Genomic DNA, 16,805 nt, shown 5'->3' with positions numbered 1-16,805 from the left:
CTTCCTGCGCGACTAAACTGACAAGCAACATGCTTAATCAGCGCTAATCAACTGGTTACGCAGTAACTTTGTAGTATTACTAAAATTTGGTCAATATTTGTATGTCAGGTTTAGCCTAGAATCACATGCTAAATCACAATGGGGCATCACTTTATTAAACACTTTTTCGCGCTTTAACTGAATATAACAGTGGAACCTGCTGCCCCTTGTGCAGCAGTTGGTAGCCCAAATCCGGTACTAATTCCAACCCATCAAAACACTTATAAGGGCTATAAGGATACTCGCAGAAAGACTCCACGGTTAATCCCACGCTGATTAAGGCGCTGATGACCTCACTCACTGAATGTGACCAAGTCACCACTGTTGACTCAGTACCATCGCAGTTTTCTGTATAAGTGCCCTCATTTTCAATATCAGGCTCATTACTAGGGAAATAGGAGTAGCCAGAGAGCAACTCGTAAACGGGATGGAACTCAACTAAATGAAACTCCCCACCAGATTTCAAAGAATTGGCGATTGTTTGTGCCCAATCCACCAAATTGGATAACCAGCACAAAACACCGTATGACGTAAATACGATATCAAATTGTCGCTTATTTTCACGGCCAAACTGAACAACATCGCTTTCTATAAATTCGGCAGTTAAGCCCAACGACTGCTTTAACAAATTCGCTTGCGCGATTGCATCTGCAGACAAATCGACACCTGTCACTTCTGCCCCCAAACGCGCCCAAGACAAGGTATCTTGACCAAAGTGACATTGCAGATGTAGTAACGATTTTCCCCGTACATCACCCACTTGTTTCAGTTCGATGGGGTTCAACGAACATTTACCTTTTTTAAAGGATGCCACATCATAAAATTCTGATTTAACGTGTATTTTAGTTCTTTTATCCCACGCTTCTTTATTTATACTCAAATAATCCATTTTACGTCCAATGCTTAATTTTGTTGTCTAAGGCCTCAACCGAAGACAAAACCGCTCACGCAATCGCACAAAACCGTCCCTCCCCCAAAGGCCCCCAAAATCATGGGTGTTTTGCCGATTTGAGTTGATTGCTATGCCCCTTTTTGCAGCAACATTTGTCGGTAGGATTTTGTCTCCAACGCCAGGGGAGTTAGCCCAAACTTGCTAGCCAACGCTTCTAATTCAACTTTGTACGTTGCTAGCATAGATTCGTCGTCAGTCATAATGGCAAACTCGGCAAAATCACCGAGCCCCTCCAAAGAATCTACCGTAATATGAAATGGCCCAACAAAGAAGATGCTTCGGGTTTTCTGAGCATTGAGCACCACGTTATATCCCATGGTTTCCAGCATGCTACAGGCCTTTGAAGCATCGCTGATGTTGGTGGCTTCACATCGGTCAGGCTCAGGCCCTTTGACTATCCACAACTTGATACCTGAAGGCTCCATAGTGCGAATACACAGGCTTTTATGCTGCGACTGTAACGCATTGTCCGCAGAGTCGAAGTAGCGGTCACATTCGACGTTATCTTCCAGCATGGTTTCATGAGGGATGGAATTTAATACTTTGATAAATTCTGCTTTTGAGTTAAGCCGATACTTCAGTTCGACCTCGTATTTACCTTGAAAATGATGAGTGTTCATAAGTTACTTTGACAAAAAAAGAAAATGCTAATGATTGTTGGGCCACCATTTAAACGGATGCGCCATGCCCAACACTAAGGGATCCCCGCATAACGCTAACCAAGTGTGCTTAATACCAGATCATACAGGCCATTCCCAACATCGACACGCATAACCCCATCCATGGGGTTCCTTCGCGTCATCCCTGACGTGGAGGGTCGACTTATCGGAATAGCCACTATTCCTCGGGTGAAGCGCAATTAGGAACAACTATCCAGTCCCTTGTAACAAGACAGACACACAGGAAGCACTATGTTAGCTGCCGCCCTGCTTATCTACGAATGTGACAATCTCAATTTTGTTACCATCGGGATCGATAACAAATGCAGCAAAATAACTATTGCTATATTCCGCCCTATATCCAGGTGCGCCATCTGACTTGGCGCCCAAAGCAACAGCCGTATTGAAAAAATCCTCAACTTGCTGAATTGATAATGCTCGCAGACACACATGGAACCCATCACTTATGCTGTATGACGAAAGATTGAGGCGATGATTTAGCCAAAAGTCTGCATACTTTTTGCCAAATCCCACAGTCCCATCTTTTACTACAAGCTTTGAGTATCCTATTTTCGCCAAAACCGATTCATAGAATGTAGAAGATAATTCCAAATCCCTAACGGGGATAGACACATGATCAATCATCGAGACCTCCTGTCAATTTTGGTTGCTGCTAACGCGCCAATAAGCGGCTCAGTCTGCTACGTCTGTTAAAAGTGCGCAGGTCAGATTTGCTTTTTAAGCATCATTACTTGGTGGTGCGCTACCCGCCAGTATTTCATCATCGATATTGATTTCAATACCCGTGACGTATTTTGATTCGTCAGATGCCAGATATAACGCTGCATAGGCAACGTCTATTGGCTCACCCATGGTGCCGAGAGGAATCTCAGAGGATACCGATGCTCCCTAATCTTGAGGATATATTGACGACAGTTACGGATAAAGACGCTTTTATCAAGGTATTGATTAAATTTAAAAAATTTTAATCAATGCTCCATTTTACCCTGCAAAAAGTTTAAAACAGCTCGATTAAAAACTGCAGGTTGATCCATCATAGATAAATGCCCGGCATCTTTAATTCTCAGCAGTTTAGCAGCCGGCATTACTGCGACAGCCTTGGCAGCAACTTCAATTGGGAATAGCCGATCATTTTCGCCCCAAAGCACAAGTGTCTGGTTTTTTATGCTGCATAGCGCCTCTTCCGAAAAGGCCGACACTGCAGCCCCCCGACCTTGTAAAAAAGCCTTCTTTCCCCCGTGACTCTTCAGCACCTCGATGGAATAACGTCCATGATTAGGGTCGCGATTTGCAGGCTTAAACAGGATATAGCGAGAATAAAAACGATTCGCGAAAGACGATGGAAAGGTGTTCAGCCACGCCATGCCAGCAATAGACATAAAGGGAGGTTTTGCCCCCAGACCACCGGAATTAACGAGGACAAGTTTGTCTACCATTTCTGGATAGTCGAGGGTAAATTGCAGCGCAATAGCCCCACCTTGAGATAGCCCGATAATATGTGTCTTAACGACACCAATTGCATCTAAAAACTGCTTTAGCCAGCTAGCGAAGTAGGCTTTATCATAGCTAGCATCAGGCTTATCTGATTCGCCATAACCCACAATATCCGGCGCGATAACACGAAAATGTTGTGCCAGAGGGCCAATGACAGGATACCAAGTAACCGCACCAGCCCCACCGCCGTGTAAACAGATAACTGAAGAACCAGCTCCGGCCGATAAATAGGCCGTATTGACAGCACCTGCCATTGTCCTTGTTTGAATAATTGGAATGCCCATAATGTCGATCAGGGCTTGCCTAACGTCTTGCTTAAGCATGTTCTTAAAATCCCCTAGAGACAGTTTTCAACAACTCAGTAAATGTCTCTAACTGCTCAACACCCAATGATTCAAATAACGAAACTGAAGCCTGCGCGAATGAAACCTGAGCATCTTCATACACTTGTTTTCCAGCAGCCGAGAGTGTCACTAGACTGACTCTGGCATCGCGGAGGTTTTCTTCCTTTTTGACCAGACCTATTTTTTCCATAGGATTGATCAGGCGCGTGATACCCGACGGAGTCAAGCCGACCAGCTCGGCAAGATCGCTACGCCGTATTGTCTGCGTTGGTGCCATATATAGTTGATTAAGCACGAGGTATTCACTGACACCAATACCATGGACTGAAAGTGCGCGACCGACTCGCTTCTGGATGGTGCTTTGCAGACTGATAAGACTTATGACTAATCCAGCTTCTACGTTTTTTGGCATAAAAATATCCTTGCACAATGTTTGATTGCGCAAATATATATCGAGATATTTGCGAGATCAAGTATTCATCAAATTTTGTAACTGGATTGGATAAGAATGCCATTCACCGATGACCGCCACTGATTAGCGCCCAAATGCCTTTTGATCGCAATAACAAACAACATATTGGCACTCTTGGCGTTGCCGAGAAGATAACAAAAAAGCGGTTTACTAGAGATGGGGGCTAGCGTTGAACACTCATCATGTCCTATACCGAATTTAGGCTTTCTGCCCCGTAGATTTTGATATTTGAAGGAGCGATTTCCCTAAACGACACGGTGAACACAGGCCAACTTGATTTGGCGCCTAGTCACTTAAGGGCCAATCTATCAGCGCTAGACCCCGAATGGGATTTTGGCGGCCATCATTTTCCGCCGGTCTATCCGTGCGCCATCGACAATGAATGTCCCATCACCCACAGCGTGAATCATACGTTTTTCTTTATGGGCAGGCTCTATGTATGCGGCAACCGCTTCAAGCACCACAATATTATGTGCTTTAACAATATCGACAACGTTGCACTCGATATTCGCGAGGCATTCCTTAATCAAAGGCGCGTTGACCATTCGCCCAGGAACAGCTGTGAGGTTGAATTTGACGAATTTGTCGGTGTCTGTACCAGAGCACATCCCAATACCCACCACTTTGTCGAGCATATCAACTGTGGGAATAGCAATAACGCAGGCTTTGTTGTCCCGCAGTGCTGCGAACGAGTAATTCCACTCTCCAGTGGTGATCGCCAATACCGGTGTAAAATCCAGCACCATAGTCCAAGAGATCGTCATGATGTTGTCTTGCTGTGCACCGTGAGTTGTAACGAGTACAACGGGCCCGGGTTCTATCAGCGTAAACGCCTGACTCAGTGGTAACTGACGCATGTACTCCTCCTTGTTCTTGCTTGTCTAACGCTCAAACTGAGTTTGCCAACCATAAGGTACTAACAGTTAATGCACCCGCATCGCTGCTGCACTTAAGGTCGGTGCAAACATCGACCTAGCCAACACAACCACCACTTTAACTTGATAAACAATAAGTGGATTCGCCACATCACCAAGCATTTTGGGGAAGCCGATGTTGAAAAGTGACTAATTTATCCTAATGCGCGCTGACGTTAAATTTGTGAGATAAGGATTACCTTTGATAAAAACATGAATCGCATGCAGCGGCGTGGTGCATGGAACTCCAATCATAAGGCGGCAGCTTGTGCGGACATCTCAAACAGTCACTGTAAAACTATTTTCCCCCGTCACAGTGACTATAAGACTGAATTATTGATATTGATAAGAAGAGCTAAAACATAAAAAATGCCGGCATAACGCCGGCATTTTTGCCTGAGAAAGTAATCAATATTACTTATTTTTTACCCAGGATTTTTTCTGGAGTGCGACCGTCATCGTGACAGCTGTCACAAGTTGGGTGCTGACCCACGTTCATATCATGCACTGCGTGGCAGTCGGCACACTTCAGTTTGCCATCGTGTGGCTTATGAACTGCGTCCATATCAGCCAGACCGCCGTGGCAGCTCTGGCACTGCTTGAACTCATACTCACCGTCAGCAGATGGTGAACCATCTTTGTGACAAGTTTCGCAACCACCACCCATATCTACGTGGAAATCAGAAATTTTCTGATCTGCCGCGAAAGAAGCAGATGACATCGCCAGAGCAGCCAGACCCGCACCAAACAATGCACTTAACAGTTTATTGCTCACAATTATATCCTCCGGTTTTGACAGCTACTGGGAATTCTTATGTCAGGGTTGACCCCCATCCAGCCGCCAGTAAATAGCACGACTTCAAATTAACTTAGCCAAGCTTTAGGTACTAAGCAAACTAAATTTAAGTCTGGGGTACTTTAACAATATCGGAATAAACAAAATGTGCGCTAAATCAAGTTAACTGCGAACTGAAATGGACTTTTACAAAATTTTTACTTGATAAAACAGTTACTAATACATTAAACCAGAACGATGTAAATTGGTAAGATGGAGGCTGAAAAACACCTCCATTTTACCGTAAACAGGGCAATTACGCGATTTTACGCAATGCCTCAATGCGTTTTTCTAACGGTGGATGGCTCATAAACAGCTCTGCCATAGAACGTTTACCGTTGATACCGAAGGCAGACATAGTGGCAGGCATATCGCCCACTGCCGGCCCTTGACTGAGACGCTGCAACGCAGCAATCATTTTGCCACTACCCACTAATTTGGCAGAACCAGCATCGGCACGGAATTCACGTACCCGTGAGAAATACGCCACAATCAAGGACGCTAAGATCCCGAACAGCATTTCCATCACGAACACCACACCCATATAAGCAAAGGCACCAAGCCCTTCACCTTCTTCGTCATTATTGGCAACCACGTTGCTGACAATGCCAGCTACCACTCGCGCCGCAAAGATAACGAAGGTATTCACCACCCCCTGAATTAATGTCAGGGTCACCATATCGCCGTTGGCAACATGGTTCATTTCATGGCCAAGAACCGCTTCCACTTCATCGGCATTCATACCGTACAGCAACCCGGTGCTTACGGCGACTAACGAGTTGTCTTTACTTGGACCGGTGGCAAAGGCATTCATCTCTGGCGATTGATAGATCGCCACTTCTGGCATCTTCAGCCCTAGTTGTTGTGCCTGCCTAGCAACGGTTTCGAGCAACCAGCGTTCGGTATTGTCTCTGGGGTTAGTGATCACCTCACAGCCCATGGAACGCTTTGCCACCCATTTGGAAATCGCCAAACTGATAAAGGCGCCACCAAAACCAAAAATTGCTGCGAATACTAACAACCCTTCCATTGAACGGCTGTTAACACCCAACAAAGACATCACGATGGAAGCCACTGCAAGAATGGCCAGGTTCGTTGCTATCAACAGAATTACACGCTTCATATCAGCTCCTGTGCATGACATCCGCTACTTCATAATCATTCGATATAGACATAATATGTCCACATAAACACTTTTCAAGAGACACGCAGATTAATTTACGTTTACTTTTATCAATGTTCGTCCAGCATCGCGGCAGAATGGCTGCAGTCTAGAAAGCACCGATTAAAACAAACTTAATAGAATATGAGGGGGTACTGAAGTGATGACATTGGTGCCATTGTTGCCCGACGAAGCTTTTTGTTACTATGGACAGACCAATTATCCAGTCAGGACAATCACATGGCCGTTAATGCTTTACTATTAAGCAGTTCCCGCGCAGGCAATACGCCCTATTTGGCACATGCACTTCCGTTTATCGAGCCACTTACCACTGCCGCACGGAAATGGATTTTTATTCCCTATGCCGCCGTCAGTATGACCTATGATACTTATCTGGAAGCCGTCGTGAACGGGTTAGCACCGCTCAAGCTGGATATCGCTTCAATTCACCAACATGGCGATCCTAAACAAGCCATTCGTGATGCTGATGGCATTCTGGTGGGAGGCGGCAATACCTTCCATCTGCTGCATGAGTTATATCGCTATGATTTACTTCATCTTATCCGCGAACAAACGGCAGCAGGCAAGCCATACATTGGCTGGAGTGCAGGGTCGAATATCGCCGGACAGAGTATTCGCACCACCAATGATATGCCAATTATTGAACCGCCCTCGTTTACTGCATTGGGATTAGTACCGTTTCAAATCAATCCGCATTACAGCAACCTGACAATCCCCGGCCATAACGGCGAGTCACGGGCACAGCGTATCTTGGAATTCACTTGTGTCGATCCACTCACGCCAGTGCTGGGGATCCAAGAAGGTACTGCGCTGCGGCTTGAAGCGGACAAACTGGCGCTACTTGGCGACAAGGAAGCTTATCTGTTCAGTGGCGTAGAGCAGGAAATTCCGGTGCCCATAGGCAGTGATTTGTCCCACTTGCTGCAGCGAATCTCATAGTTAACAGTGAGTTGCCAGTCGATGTTGGCAGCAACTTTGGCTGGCAATATGCACAAGTAAATTAAGCGTTAAGGTGATTGCAGCAGCGGCGCTAAATCGAGATGCTCTGCCATTTCAGCAACATCGGCCCCAGGGATATAGGGGATGGTGCCCAGAAATGGCGACTGCATCATCTGTTTCAGACTCGCCAGATTTTCTTCAAAACGTGCCATATCGGGCTGCGCACGGTTAGCCACCCAACCGGCAACCGGTAAGCCGTCTGCATAGATAAGCTCTTCGGTCATGACCGCATGATTCAGACAACCGAGCTTCATCCCCACCACAATAATGACTGGCATTGCCAGTGCTACCACGGTTTCAGATAAATACCGATTATTGCCCAATGGCAGACGCCAACCTCCAGCCCCTTCAACCAGACAAAAATCTGCCATGGAGTATTGCGTCAAATCCAGCCTCGCTAACACGCCCTCTGGACTTAACTCAATCCCAGCATCGGTAGCTGCCACATGAGGAGCAATCGCCGGTTCAAAGGCAAAAGGATTTACTTTTTCATAATCCAGCTTGAGGCTGGATTGCTCCATCAGCATCAGCGCATCGGCATTACGCAGCCCGTATGCAGTTCTTTTACAGCCAGAAGCAATGGGTTTTACGCCGACGGTTTTCAGACCGTAGCGGGTTCTTGCTTTGTATAGCAATGCTGCCGCCACCTGAGTTTTACCACTGTCAGTGTCTGTACCTGTGACAAAGAAAATCATGACTCTCTTCCTGAAAAAACTGCCCAGATTCAGCTGCGAGCAGTGATCAGCACTATCTTGTAATCCAACGGTAAACCGGCTTGGGTTCGCAACGATTCCGCATGTTGCTGCAATAATTGCCAGTAGCCTTGTCCCCGCAGTCCGGCGTGACTAGCAGCCATCGAAGCCCCGACACCTTTCAATGAATACAACAGCGAGCGTAAATCGCTAAAGTAACTGCGAAGCGTCTGTTGCTCTATGTGCAGATACTGCCAGGAAACACGAGCAAACTGTTGCCGGATATGTGCACAACTGGCAAAACATCGGCTGGATAATCCCAACTGTTGCAGTTGCGGCAGACTGTCAGCCACCATTGCCAGACGGATCTCAGCACCAGGCCGGGAGACGCGCTTAATTTCGTTTACCACAGCCCCCAAGTCCGCACACCATTGTAGGGCCAAATTTGAGTATATCGCATCAAACTTTTTGTTTTTAAACGGTAATTTATGCGCATCAGCACAAATTGGCTGATAATTTGGAAATTGACCACGCAGTTGTTGCAACATCGCCGGGGCAATATCCACTGCCGTCACCGTCTGGGGGTGAACGTCAGTAAAAGATGTTCCCGGCCCACATCCCAGATCCAACCAATCACCGCCCCGAAGCGTAAATCCCTGTAACAGCAGACTGGCACTGCACCGCTGCACTGTGTTGTGTTGCTGGTAGCAGGTGGCAGCCCGAGAAAATCGCTCCGCAATCTGGTCTAATTCAGGCGCCATGACAACATTCCGCCAACGCCATTGCCAGTGTCGCTAGCTGATGCGGCTGGTGAACAGCGCTAAGCGTCAGCCGTAGCCGCCCTTGACCCTGTGGCACGGTAGGTGGCCGGATGGCTCCTACCAGAAATCCTCGTTGCGCTAAATTGGTGGCCACCTGTAGCACGCGGTTGCTATCGCCCAGTATTAAAGGTTGAATTGCGCTATGTGACGGCATCAATGTAACCCCTAGCACTTCACATTCCTGACGAAAATAATGAATGTTATTCGCCAACTGCTGCTGCAACTGTCCGCTAGCTGCCAGTTGCAATGCCTGACTGACACCCGCGCAAGCGGCTGGGGCTAATGCAGTGGAATAGATATATTCGCGCGCAGAAGCCACCAGATAATCAATCAGTTGCCGTGAGCCAAGAATTGCCGCACCTTGGCCGCCTAAGGCCTTGCCAAAAGTGACGATCCGAGCAAAAGGTGTTACCGCCAGCGAATCGCTCAATAAAAAACCGTGCGCGTCATCGACGATTAACGGACTATCAAACCGTTGGCACAATGCGGCTAACTCAACCAGCGGTGCGCTATCACCATCCATACTGAAAACCGATTCAGTGACTAAGGCACTCCCCGGTGCGTTAGCGAGCAACAGTTCCGCCCGTGACAGATCGTTGTGGGCAAAGCGTTTCAGGGTTACCTGACGATCCCTCAGCGCATCAATCATTGAGGCATGGATCAGTTTGTCTGCAATAACGGTATCGCTGGCGCTAAACAGGGTTTTTAGTAACGCACTGTTGCCTGCATAACCACTTGGCAACAATAAGGCTGCTTTATGCCCCGATAGCGCGCAAAGCTGCTGTTCCAACTGGGCATGGGCATCACTGTAACCACTGACCAACGGTGACGCGGTACTACCACAGCCATAGTGTTGCAATGCCCGTTGCTGTGCCGCGATGACTTGCGGATGCCTTGCCAGTCCAAGATAGTCATTTCCCGCAAAATCAATAAGCTGCTGACCATTACGTTGCACCAGACGGGAACAACCCGGCACGGGCTCTGTCAATTGCCGCTGCCGCCATAACCCTCGCGCCTGCAATTGTTGCCGCTGGGACGCAATACGTTGTAATAATTCGCCTGCATTTGCCAAGGGTTACAAGGCTCCTGCATCGTAGAAGCGGGCGTTTGCTTTGTCTGCCACTGCCTGTGCATGTTTGACAGCAGAAGTGATCTCAACGCCCTCATCTTCCAGTAATGCCACCTGCCCTTGCTCAGGATTTACCCCAAGACGGCGGAACAAAGCCATGTCGTCGTTTTCCTCGGGATTAGTCGTAGTCAGTAACTTACAACCATAAAAAATTGAGTTTGCTCCGGCAAAGAAGCACATGGCTTGCAGTTCATCGGTCATTTTTTCACGGCCAGCAGAGAGCCTAACCCGTGATAACGGCATGATGATCCTTGCAACGGCAATGGTTCTGACAAATTCCAACGGATCAAGATCTTGCTGCTGTGCCAACGGCGTCCCAGCCACTTTTACCAGCATATTAATGGGTACCGAATCTGGATGTTTGGGCATATTCGCCAACTGCTGTAACAACCCCGCACGGTCAGTCACAGTCTCCCCCATGCCGACGATACCGCCGGAGCAAACCTTCATCCCGGCAGCGCGTACATGTGCCAAGGTATCCAGTCGATCCTGATAGGTACGTGTAGTGATAATGTCGCCGTAAAACTCCGGGGAGGTATCGAGATTGTGGTTGTAATAATCTAGCCCGGCGTCAGCTAACTCTCGCGCCTGTTGTGGGTTGAGCATGCCCAACGTCATACAGGTTTCTAATCCCAATGCTTTGACTTCTTTAACTATTTTTGTCAGATAAGGCATATCACGCTGTTTGGGGTTACGCCATGCGGCCCCCATGCAGAAACGCGTGGCACCGGCGGCTTTGGCGCTACGCGCCTCGGTCAGCACTTTTTCCAATTCCAGCAACCGTTCCTGCTCAAGCCCGGTATCATAGCGGGCACTCTGCGGACAGTATTTACAATCTTCTGGGCAAGCCCCCGTTTTGATCGACAACAAACGACTCACTTGGATCTCATTCGGATTAAAATGTTGCCGATGTAACGTGTGAGCCTTAAACAGTAGATCATTCATTGGCAAGGCAAATAGCGCCTCTATCTCTTCACGCTGCCAGTCATGGCGTAATTGCTGCTGCGACATTAACACGGTTCCTGTTGAATACTTCCGAGCTTCAAATAAAACGACTTGAAGGCGTTTTTTGATTTGGCTAGCATACCCTTGCATCGGCATCAGTCAACATAGATATATATTGCAAGTTTACAAATGATTATTTTATGAACAAAATTGATTATCCTTTTGATCGGCAACACCTGTGGCATCCTTACAGTTCCATGCGTCATCCCGCATCGGTATTTGGGATAACCTCAGCCAGCGGCGCCACCCTCACCCGAGATAATGGTCAGACGCTGATTGATGGCACCAGTTCTTGGTGGGCCTGCATCCATGGCTATCAACACCCGGCTATCGTGAATGCCATGCAGCAGCAATTGCAACAGTTAACTCATGTGATGTTCGGCGGTATCACCCATGAAGCCGCGATAGAGCTGGGGCGACAACTGTTGACTTTATTGCCGCCCTCGCTGACCAAGGTCTTTCTGGCAGATTCGGGCTCAATCGCTGTGGAAGTTGCGCTGAAAATGGCGCTGCAATACTGGCAAGGCCGCAAGGCTCCGCAAAAACAGAAAATACTCACAATCCGCCACGGCTATCACGGTGATACATTTGCGGCGATGAGTGTGTGCGATCCAGACGAAGGCATGCACACCATGTTTGGTGATAACGTCACGCCGCAGCTTTTTGCCCCAGCCCCGATGAGCCGTTTTGGTGACCCCGTATCAGCCGCTGATATTGATGGCTTGCAACAGTTGCTGGAACAGCATCATCACCATATTGCAGCACTTATCCTAGAACCAATAATGCAGGGCGCTGGTGCCATGTGGTTTTATAGTGCCGGGTATCTTAAAGCTGCGCGGGAACTCTGTGACCGATACCAGGTGTTATTGATTGCCGATGAGATAGCGACTGGCTTTGGTCGCACAGGAGCCCTATTTGCCTGTGATCATGCTGGGATCAATCCTGACATTATGTGTGTGGGTAAAGCGCTCACAGGTGGTTACATTAGCCTGGCAGCCACCATATGCAGCGATGAAGTCGCTGCGGGCATTAGTGATTCGCCAGCAGGTGCCTTCATGCATGGGCCGACATTTATGGCAAATCCTTTGGCGTGTAGTGCGGCAAGCGCCAGTTTAGCGCTAATTGCAAACAATGAGTGGCGGCTGCAGGTCAGCGCTATCGAACAGCAACTGAAGCATGAACTGGCAAATGCGGCACAGTTGTCCGCCGTTAAAGAGGTAAGAGTGCTAGGAGCCGTGGGGGTATTGGAGTTACACAACGCGGTGAACACAAGCGTATTGCAAAATGAGTTTGTCAAACGCGGCGTTTGGGTGCGCCCTTTCAGCCGCTTTATCTACATTATGCCACCCTACATCATTACAGCGGCGGAGTTGAGCAAACTCACCCACGCCATGCTGGAAGTTGCTGCACTGCTGCCCAAAATGGCCATGTCTAGCACTCCAACAAGTCACGGTTGAAAAAGCGGCCTGATAGCTCAAACCGCAAAAAATTAATTGGGTACAAGGGACTGTAATTCCAATCACCTACGTATTGAAAGGCGCAGCCACCCTATAGTTTGGCGCAATGACTGGATCAACAATGCCCTAAGTGCTGGAAGTGAGTGGTTTAGGACCGAAAATAAGAGGTGGAAAATAATTTCTGCCCAGACAATGAAATAACCTTCATTGACTAAAGAGACGCCCCTTTAAAATTTTGTCAACGAGCTGAGGCACGGTTTCACTTGCCATGCCCTGATAATGTAAATGAAATAAACTATGCGGATCCTTTTCTGCAATATTCACTTCGACAGTTAGAGCTCCGTGATGACTGGCAATATCGACAAAACCGGCTGCGGGATAGACAGTACCAGACGTACCGATGGCAATAAATAAATCACAACGTTCCAATTCATCGTGGATACGGTCCATACCTATGGGAATTTCGCCAAACCACACAATATGAGGACGCAAGCGCTGTGCGGGAATGCAGCAAGTGCAGCAATTTTCCTGACCAAAAGGTTCATGCAACGTAAAAATCTGCCCCGACCGGGGACATCGCCCTTTGCCCAGTTCTCCGTGCATATGCAACATACGGCGACTTCCGGCGCGTTCATGCAGATTATCAACATTTTGGGTTACCAAGAATAATTCACCGGAGAACTCTTGTTCCAATCGCGCTAATGCCACATGGGCAGCATTAGGTTGTACCGCTGCATCCTGCAACTGCTGCCATCGGTGGTTATAAAACTGTTCCACCAAGTGCGGATCTCGCTGATAGCCCTCAGGCGTTGCCACATCCTCAATCCGATGTTCTTCCCATAAACCGTCCTGATCCCGGAAGGTTTTCAGCCCAGACTCGGCTGAAATGCCAGCACCTGTCAGTACAACAATATGATGGTACATCCACTACCCCTGTTGTTTTTGTTTCATCTTGCCTGCTGCCCGTTGGTGGGACAATTGTGCCTTGGTATAACCACACCAAAAATACTGTTATGAACCATTTTTACTACAAGGATAGTTAAATGGGTAACAGATGCTGGCAAAAACACCAACAAAGGTTTAAGTTTTTGAATAACACCCATATAATGAAACCCAATATCCAATTCCGAACCGACTGGTCTATCCAGGGTTCCGTAAGAAGAGATAAACCATGACAGATGGAAATCAAGCACTAAAAAAAGCTGGATTGAAAGTCACCCTGCCGCGGGTAAAAATCCTGGAACTGATGCAGGGACCAGAAAACCAGCACATCAGTGCTGAGGATCTGTATAAGAAGCTGCTGGATATGGGCGAAGAGATTGGTTTAGCCACGGTCTATCGGGTACTGAACCAGTTTGACGATGCGGGCATTGTGACGCGTCATCACTTCGAAAGCGGTAAGGCAGTATTTGAGCTATCGACTCAAGAACACCACGATCATCTGGTGTGCCTAACTTGCGGCAAAGTGATGGAATTTACCGATGACGTGATTGAGCGACGTCAGAGAGAGATTGCCAGCAAACACAATATCAAACTGACCAACCATAGTTTATACCTTTACGGTACCAGTCTTGATGGCAAATGTGATCACGGGGACGAAGAGTAATCTACGCGTGAATCTCTGCCTTAAAAGCCGACAAATTGTCGGCTTTTTTGTGCCTTCGAATCACATCCACGAAAAAAGGCGCTAATAAGCGCCTTTTTCATCCCCGATCGGCGATTACCAACCAGTCTTTTCACGCAGCGCTTTGCCGATATCCGCCAGTGAACGCACGGTAGTGACACCCGCAGCTTCCAACGCCGCAAATTTATCCGCAGCAGTACCTTTACCACCAGCGATAATGGCACCGGCATGGCCCATACGTTTACCCGCAGGCGCAGTCACCCCGGCAATGTATGACACAACCGGCTTAGTCACATTAGCCTTAATGTAAGCCGCGGCTTCTTCTTCGGCGGTACCGCCGATTTCACCGATCATGACAATGGCTTCAGTCTGTGGATCGTTCTGGAACATTTCCAGCACATCGATGAAGTTGGTACCCGGAATTGGGTCACCACCAATACCGACGCAGGTAGACTGACCGAAACCTTCATCGGTGGTCTGTTTAACTGCTTCATAAGTCAAGGTGCCAGAACGCGATACGATGCCAACTTTACCTGGCTTATGGATATGACCAGGCATGATACCGATTTTACATTCACCGGGAGTGATAACCCCTGGGCAGTTAGGGCCGATCATGCGTACACCAGTCTGTTCCAGCTTCACTTTTACCTGCAGCATATCCAATGTTGGAATACCTTCGGTAATACAAACAATCAGCTGAATGCCGCTGTCGATAGCTTCAAGAATGGCATCTTTACAGAAAGGTGCTGGCACATAAATTACAGTGGCAGTAGCGCCTGTCGCAGCCACAGCATCTTTAACAGTATTAAATACTGGCAGACCTAGATGAGTAGTACCACCTTTACCTGGAGACACACCGCCAACAAGCTGTGTACCATAGGCCAATGCCTGTTCAGAGTGAAAAGTGCCTTGACCACCAGTGAAACCCTGACAGATCACTTTGGTATCTTTATTGACTAAAACTGACATTATTTGCCCTCCACAGCTTTAACGACTTGCTGAGCAGCGTCGGTCAGACTCTTAGCAGCAATAATGTCCAGACCGGATTCAGCGAGCACCTTGGCACCCAATTCCGCATTGGTACCTTCCAGGCGCACCACAACGGGTACGTTAACACCGACGTCTTTTACTGCGCCGATGATACCTTCTGCAATCATGTCACAACGCACGATACCACCGAAGATGTTAACCAATACCGCTTTCACATTGCTGTCTGACAGAATGATCTTAAACGCTTCAGATACACGTTCTTTGGTTGCACCACCACCTACGTCGAGGAAGTTAGCGGGCTTACCACCATGCAGGTTAACGATATCCATGGTACCCATTGCTAAACCAGCCCCATTCACCATGCAGCCAACGTTACCGTCGAGAGCAACATAGTTCAGTTCAAATTTTGCGGCATGGGCTTCACGTGGATCATCCTGTGATGGGTCATGCATGTCTTTGATTTTTGGCTGGCGGAACAATGCATTGCTATCAACACCAATCTTACCGTCCAAGCAATGCAGGTTGCCTTCGGTAGTGATCACCAGTGGGTTGATTTCCAGCAACGCAAAATCGTAATCCAGGAACATGGTCGCCAGACCCATAAAGATCTTGGTGAACTGTTTCACCTGATTAGCATTCAACCCCAGTTTGAATGCCAAGTCACGGCCCTGGAAAGGCTGTGGGCCAGTAATCGGATCGATTACGGCTTTGTGGATCAGTTCTGGCGTTTCTTCCGCCACTTTTTCAATTTCCACACCACCTTCGGTAGATGCCATAAACACTACGCGACGGGAAGCACGGTCAACTACAGCGCCTAGATACAATTCATTCGCGATGTCAGTGCAAGTTTCTACCAGGATCTTGGCTACTGGTTGGCCCTTTTCATCGGTTTGATAAGTAACCAGATTCTTGCCCAGCCATTTTTCAGCAAAGGCGCGGATCTCTTCTTTATCTCCGGTAACCTTTACACCACCAGCCTTACCACGGCCACCGGCATGCACCTGACATTTTACGACCCATTTATCGCCACCAATGCGTCCAGCAGCTTCCACTGCTTCCTGAGGTGAATCGCAAGCGACCCCCTCTGACACTGGCAAACCATATTCAGCAAATAAGGCTTTTGCCTGATACTCATGCAAATTCATGATGATTTATCCGTTTACAACGTTTCAGTC

19 protein-coding genes are annotated in these 16,805 nt (G+C 47.9%); 3 read left to right on the top strand and 16 right to left on the bottom strand.

Translation table 11 applies throughout. From position 1 onward, the window contains the following. Positions 1–154 precede the first annotated feature (154 nt). The 9 genes from J3L11_RS11530 to htpX all read right to left on the bottom strand — a co-directional run bounded on the left by J3L11_RS11530 (position 155) and on the right by htpX (position 6,853). Positions 155–928: a class I SAM-dependent methyltransferase gene (locus J3L11_RS11530; RefSeq protein WP_207571071.1), complete on the bottom strand. Its 774-nt coding sequence runs from the start codon at positions 926–928 to the stop codon at positions 155–157. A 131-nt stretch (positions 929–1,059) separates the two neighbouring features. Further along, positions 1,060–1,611 carry a class IV adenylate cyclase gene (locus J3L11_RS11525; protein WP_189618812.1) on the bottom strand — a complete coding sequence of 184 codons (552 nt, stop codon included), beginning with the start codon at positions 1,609–1,611 and terminating at the stop codon, positions 1,060–1,062. A 294-nt stretch (positions 1,612–1,905) separates the two neighbouring features. After that, positions 1,906–2,295 (bottom strand): VOC family protein, encoded by a 390-nt coding sequence (locus tag J3L11_RS11520; protein ID WP_207571070.1) that lies wholly within the window; start codon positions 2,293–2,295, stop codon positions 1,906–1,908. A gap of 93 nt (positions 2,296–2,388) precedes the next feature. Continuing rightward, positions 2,389–2,538 (bottom strand): SDR family oxidoreductase, encoded by a 150-nt coding sequence (locus J3L11_RS11515; RefSeq protein ID WP_347566510.1) that lies wholly within the window; start codon positions 2,536–2,538, stop codon positions 2,389–2,391. A gap of 101 nt (positions 2,539–2,639) precedes the next feature. After that, entirely contained in the window at positions 2,640–3,488 is an 849-nt protein-coding gene (locus J3L11_RS11510) for an alpha/beta hydrolase (protein WP_207571068.1), read from the bottom strand. A 4-nt stretch (positions 3,489–3,492) separates the two neighbouring features. After that, on the bottom strand, positions 3,493–3,921 hold the full coding sequence (locus J3L11_RS11505; protein WP_207571067.1) for a MarR family transcriptional regulator: 429 nt from the start codon (positions 3,919–3,921) through the stop codon (positions 3,493–3,495). 374 nt (positions 3,922–4,295) lie between these two features. Then, entirely contained in the window at positions 4,296–4,838 is a 543-nt protein-coding gene (locus J3L11_RS11500) for a flavin reductase family protein (RefSeq protein ID WP_207571066.1), read from the bottom strand. 475 nt (positions 4,839–5,313) lie between these two features. Next, the gene (locus J3L11_RS11495) at positions 5,314–5,670 is read right to left on the bottom strand and encodes a cytochrome c3 family protein (protein ID WP_133040647.1); all 357 of its coding nucleotides are present in this window, start codon (positions 5,668–5,670) and stop codon (positions 5,314–5,316) included. Positions 5,671–5,986: 316 nt separating this feature from the next. Beyond that, on the bottom strand, positions 5,987–6,853 hold the full coding sequence (htpX, locus tag J3L11_RS11490; protein ID WP_133040646.1) for a protease HtpX: 867 nt from the start codon (positions 6,851–6,853) through the stop codon (positions 5,987–5,989). 279 nt (positions 6,854–7,132) lie between these two features. Here htpX and pepE point away from each other — a divergent pair, with 279 nt between their 5' ends. Beyond that, the gene (gene pepE / locus J3L11_RS11485) at positions 7,133–7,852 is read left to right on the top strand and encodes a dipeptidase PepE (protein WP_189618807.1); all 720 of its coding nucleotides are present in this window, start codon (positions 7,133–7,135) and stop codon (positions 7,850–7,852) included. A gap of 68 nt (positions 7,853–7,920) precedes the next feature. Here pepE and bioD read toward each other — a convergent pair whose 3' ends face one another. The 4 genes from bioD to bioB are packed head-to-tail and all read right to left on the bottom strand — an operon-like array spanning position 7,921 to position 11,565. Then, positions 7,921–8,604, bottom strand: coding sequence for a dethiobiotin synthase (gene bioD / locus J3L11_RS11480; RefSeq protein ID WP_207571087.1), 684 nt, complete (start codon positions 8,602–8,604; stop codon positions 7,921–7,923). Positions 8,605–8,636: 32 nt separating this feature from the next. Next, positions 8,637–9,365, bottom strand: coding sequence for a methyltransferase domain-containing protein (locus tag J3L11_RS11475; protein WP_207571065.1), 729 nt, complete (start codon positions 9,363–9,365; stop codon positions 8,637–8,639). After that, on the bottom strand, positions 9,355–10,497 hold the full coding sequence (locus J3L11_RS11470; protein WP_207571064.1) for an 8-amino-7-oxononanoate synthase: 1,143 nt from the start codon (positions 10,495–10,497) through the stop codon (positions 9,355–9,357). Before J3L11_RS11470 ends, J3L11_RS11475 begins: the two co-directional genes overlap by 11 nt. Positions 10,498–10,500: 3 nt before the next feature. Then, complete coding sequence (bioB, locus tag J3L11_RS11465; protein ID WP_207571063.1) at positions 10,501–11,565, bottom strand: biotin synthase BioB; 1,065 nt, start codon at positions 11,563–11,565, stop codon at positions 10,501–10,503. Positions 11,566–11,699: 134 nt separating this feature from the next. Here bioB and bioA point away from each other — a divergent pair, with 134 nt between their 5' ends. Further along, positions 11,700–13,016 (top strand): adenosylmethionine--8-amino-7-oxononanoate transaminase, encoded by a 1,317-nt coding sequence (gene bioA / locus J3L11_RS11460; RefSeq protein WP_207571062.1) that lies wholly within the window; start codon positions 11,700–11,702, stop codon positions 13,014–13,016. 204 nt (positions 13,017–13,220) lie between these two features. On the opposite strand, the gene cobB is transcribed toward bioA, so the two are convergent. Further along, on the bottom strand, positions 13,221–13,940 hold the full coding sequence (gene cobB, locus J3L11_RS11455) for a Sir2 family NAD+-dependent deacetylase (protein WP_133040640.1): 720 nt from the start codon (positions 13,938–13,940) through the stop codon (positions 13,221–13,223). A gap of 247 nt (positions 13,941–14,187) precedes the next feature. Between cobB and fur the strand changes: the two genes are divergently transcribed. Beyond that, positions 14,188–14,622, top strand: a complete 435-nt coding sequence (gene fur / locus J3L11_RS11450; protein WP_189618802.1) for a ferric iron uptake transcriptional regulator — start codon at positions 14,188–14,190, stop codon at positions 14,620–14,622. Positions 14,623–14,736: 114 nt separating this feature from the next. On the opposite strand, the gene sucD is transcribed toward fur, so the two are convergent. Both sucD and sucC read right to left on the bottom strand, forming a co-directional pair. Then, entirely contained in the window at positions 14,737–15,609 is an 873-nt protein-coding gene (gene sucD / locus J3L11_RS11445; RefSeq protein WP_133040430.1) for a succinate--CoA ligase subunit alpha, read from the bottom strand. Continuing rightward, entirely contained in the window at positions 15,609–16,775 is a 1,167-nt protein-coding gene (sucC, locus tag J3L11_RS11440) for an ADP-forming succinate--CoA ligase subunit beta (RefSeq protein WP_133040431.1), read from the bottom strand. Before sucC ends, sucD begins: the two co-directional genes overlap by 1 nt. Between the last annotated feature and the right edge of the window lie 30 nt (positions 16,776–16,805).

The organism is Shewanella sp. 4t3-1-2LB, assembly GCF_017368415.1.
Taxonomy (GTDB): domain Bacteria; phylum Pseudomonadota; class Gammaproteobacteria; order Enterobacterales; family Shewanellaceae; genus Shewanella; species Shewanella fodinae.
Note: the sequence above shows the minus strand (reverse complement) of the source record. Positions and strands in the feature narration are given on the sequence as shown.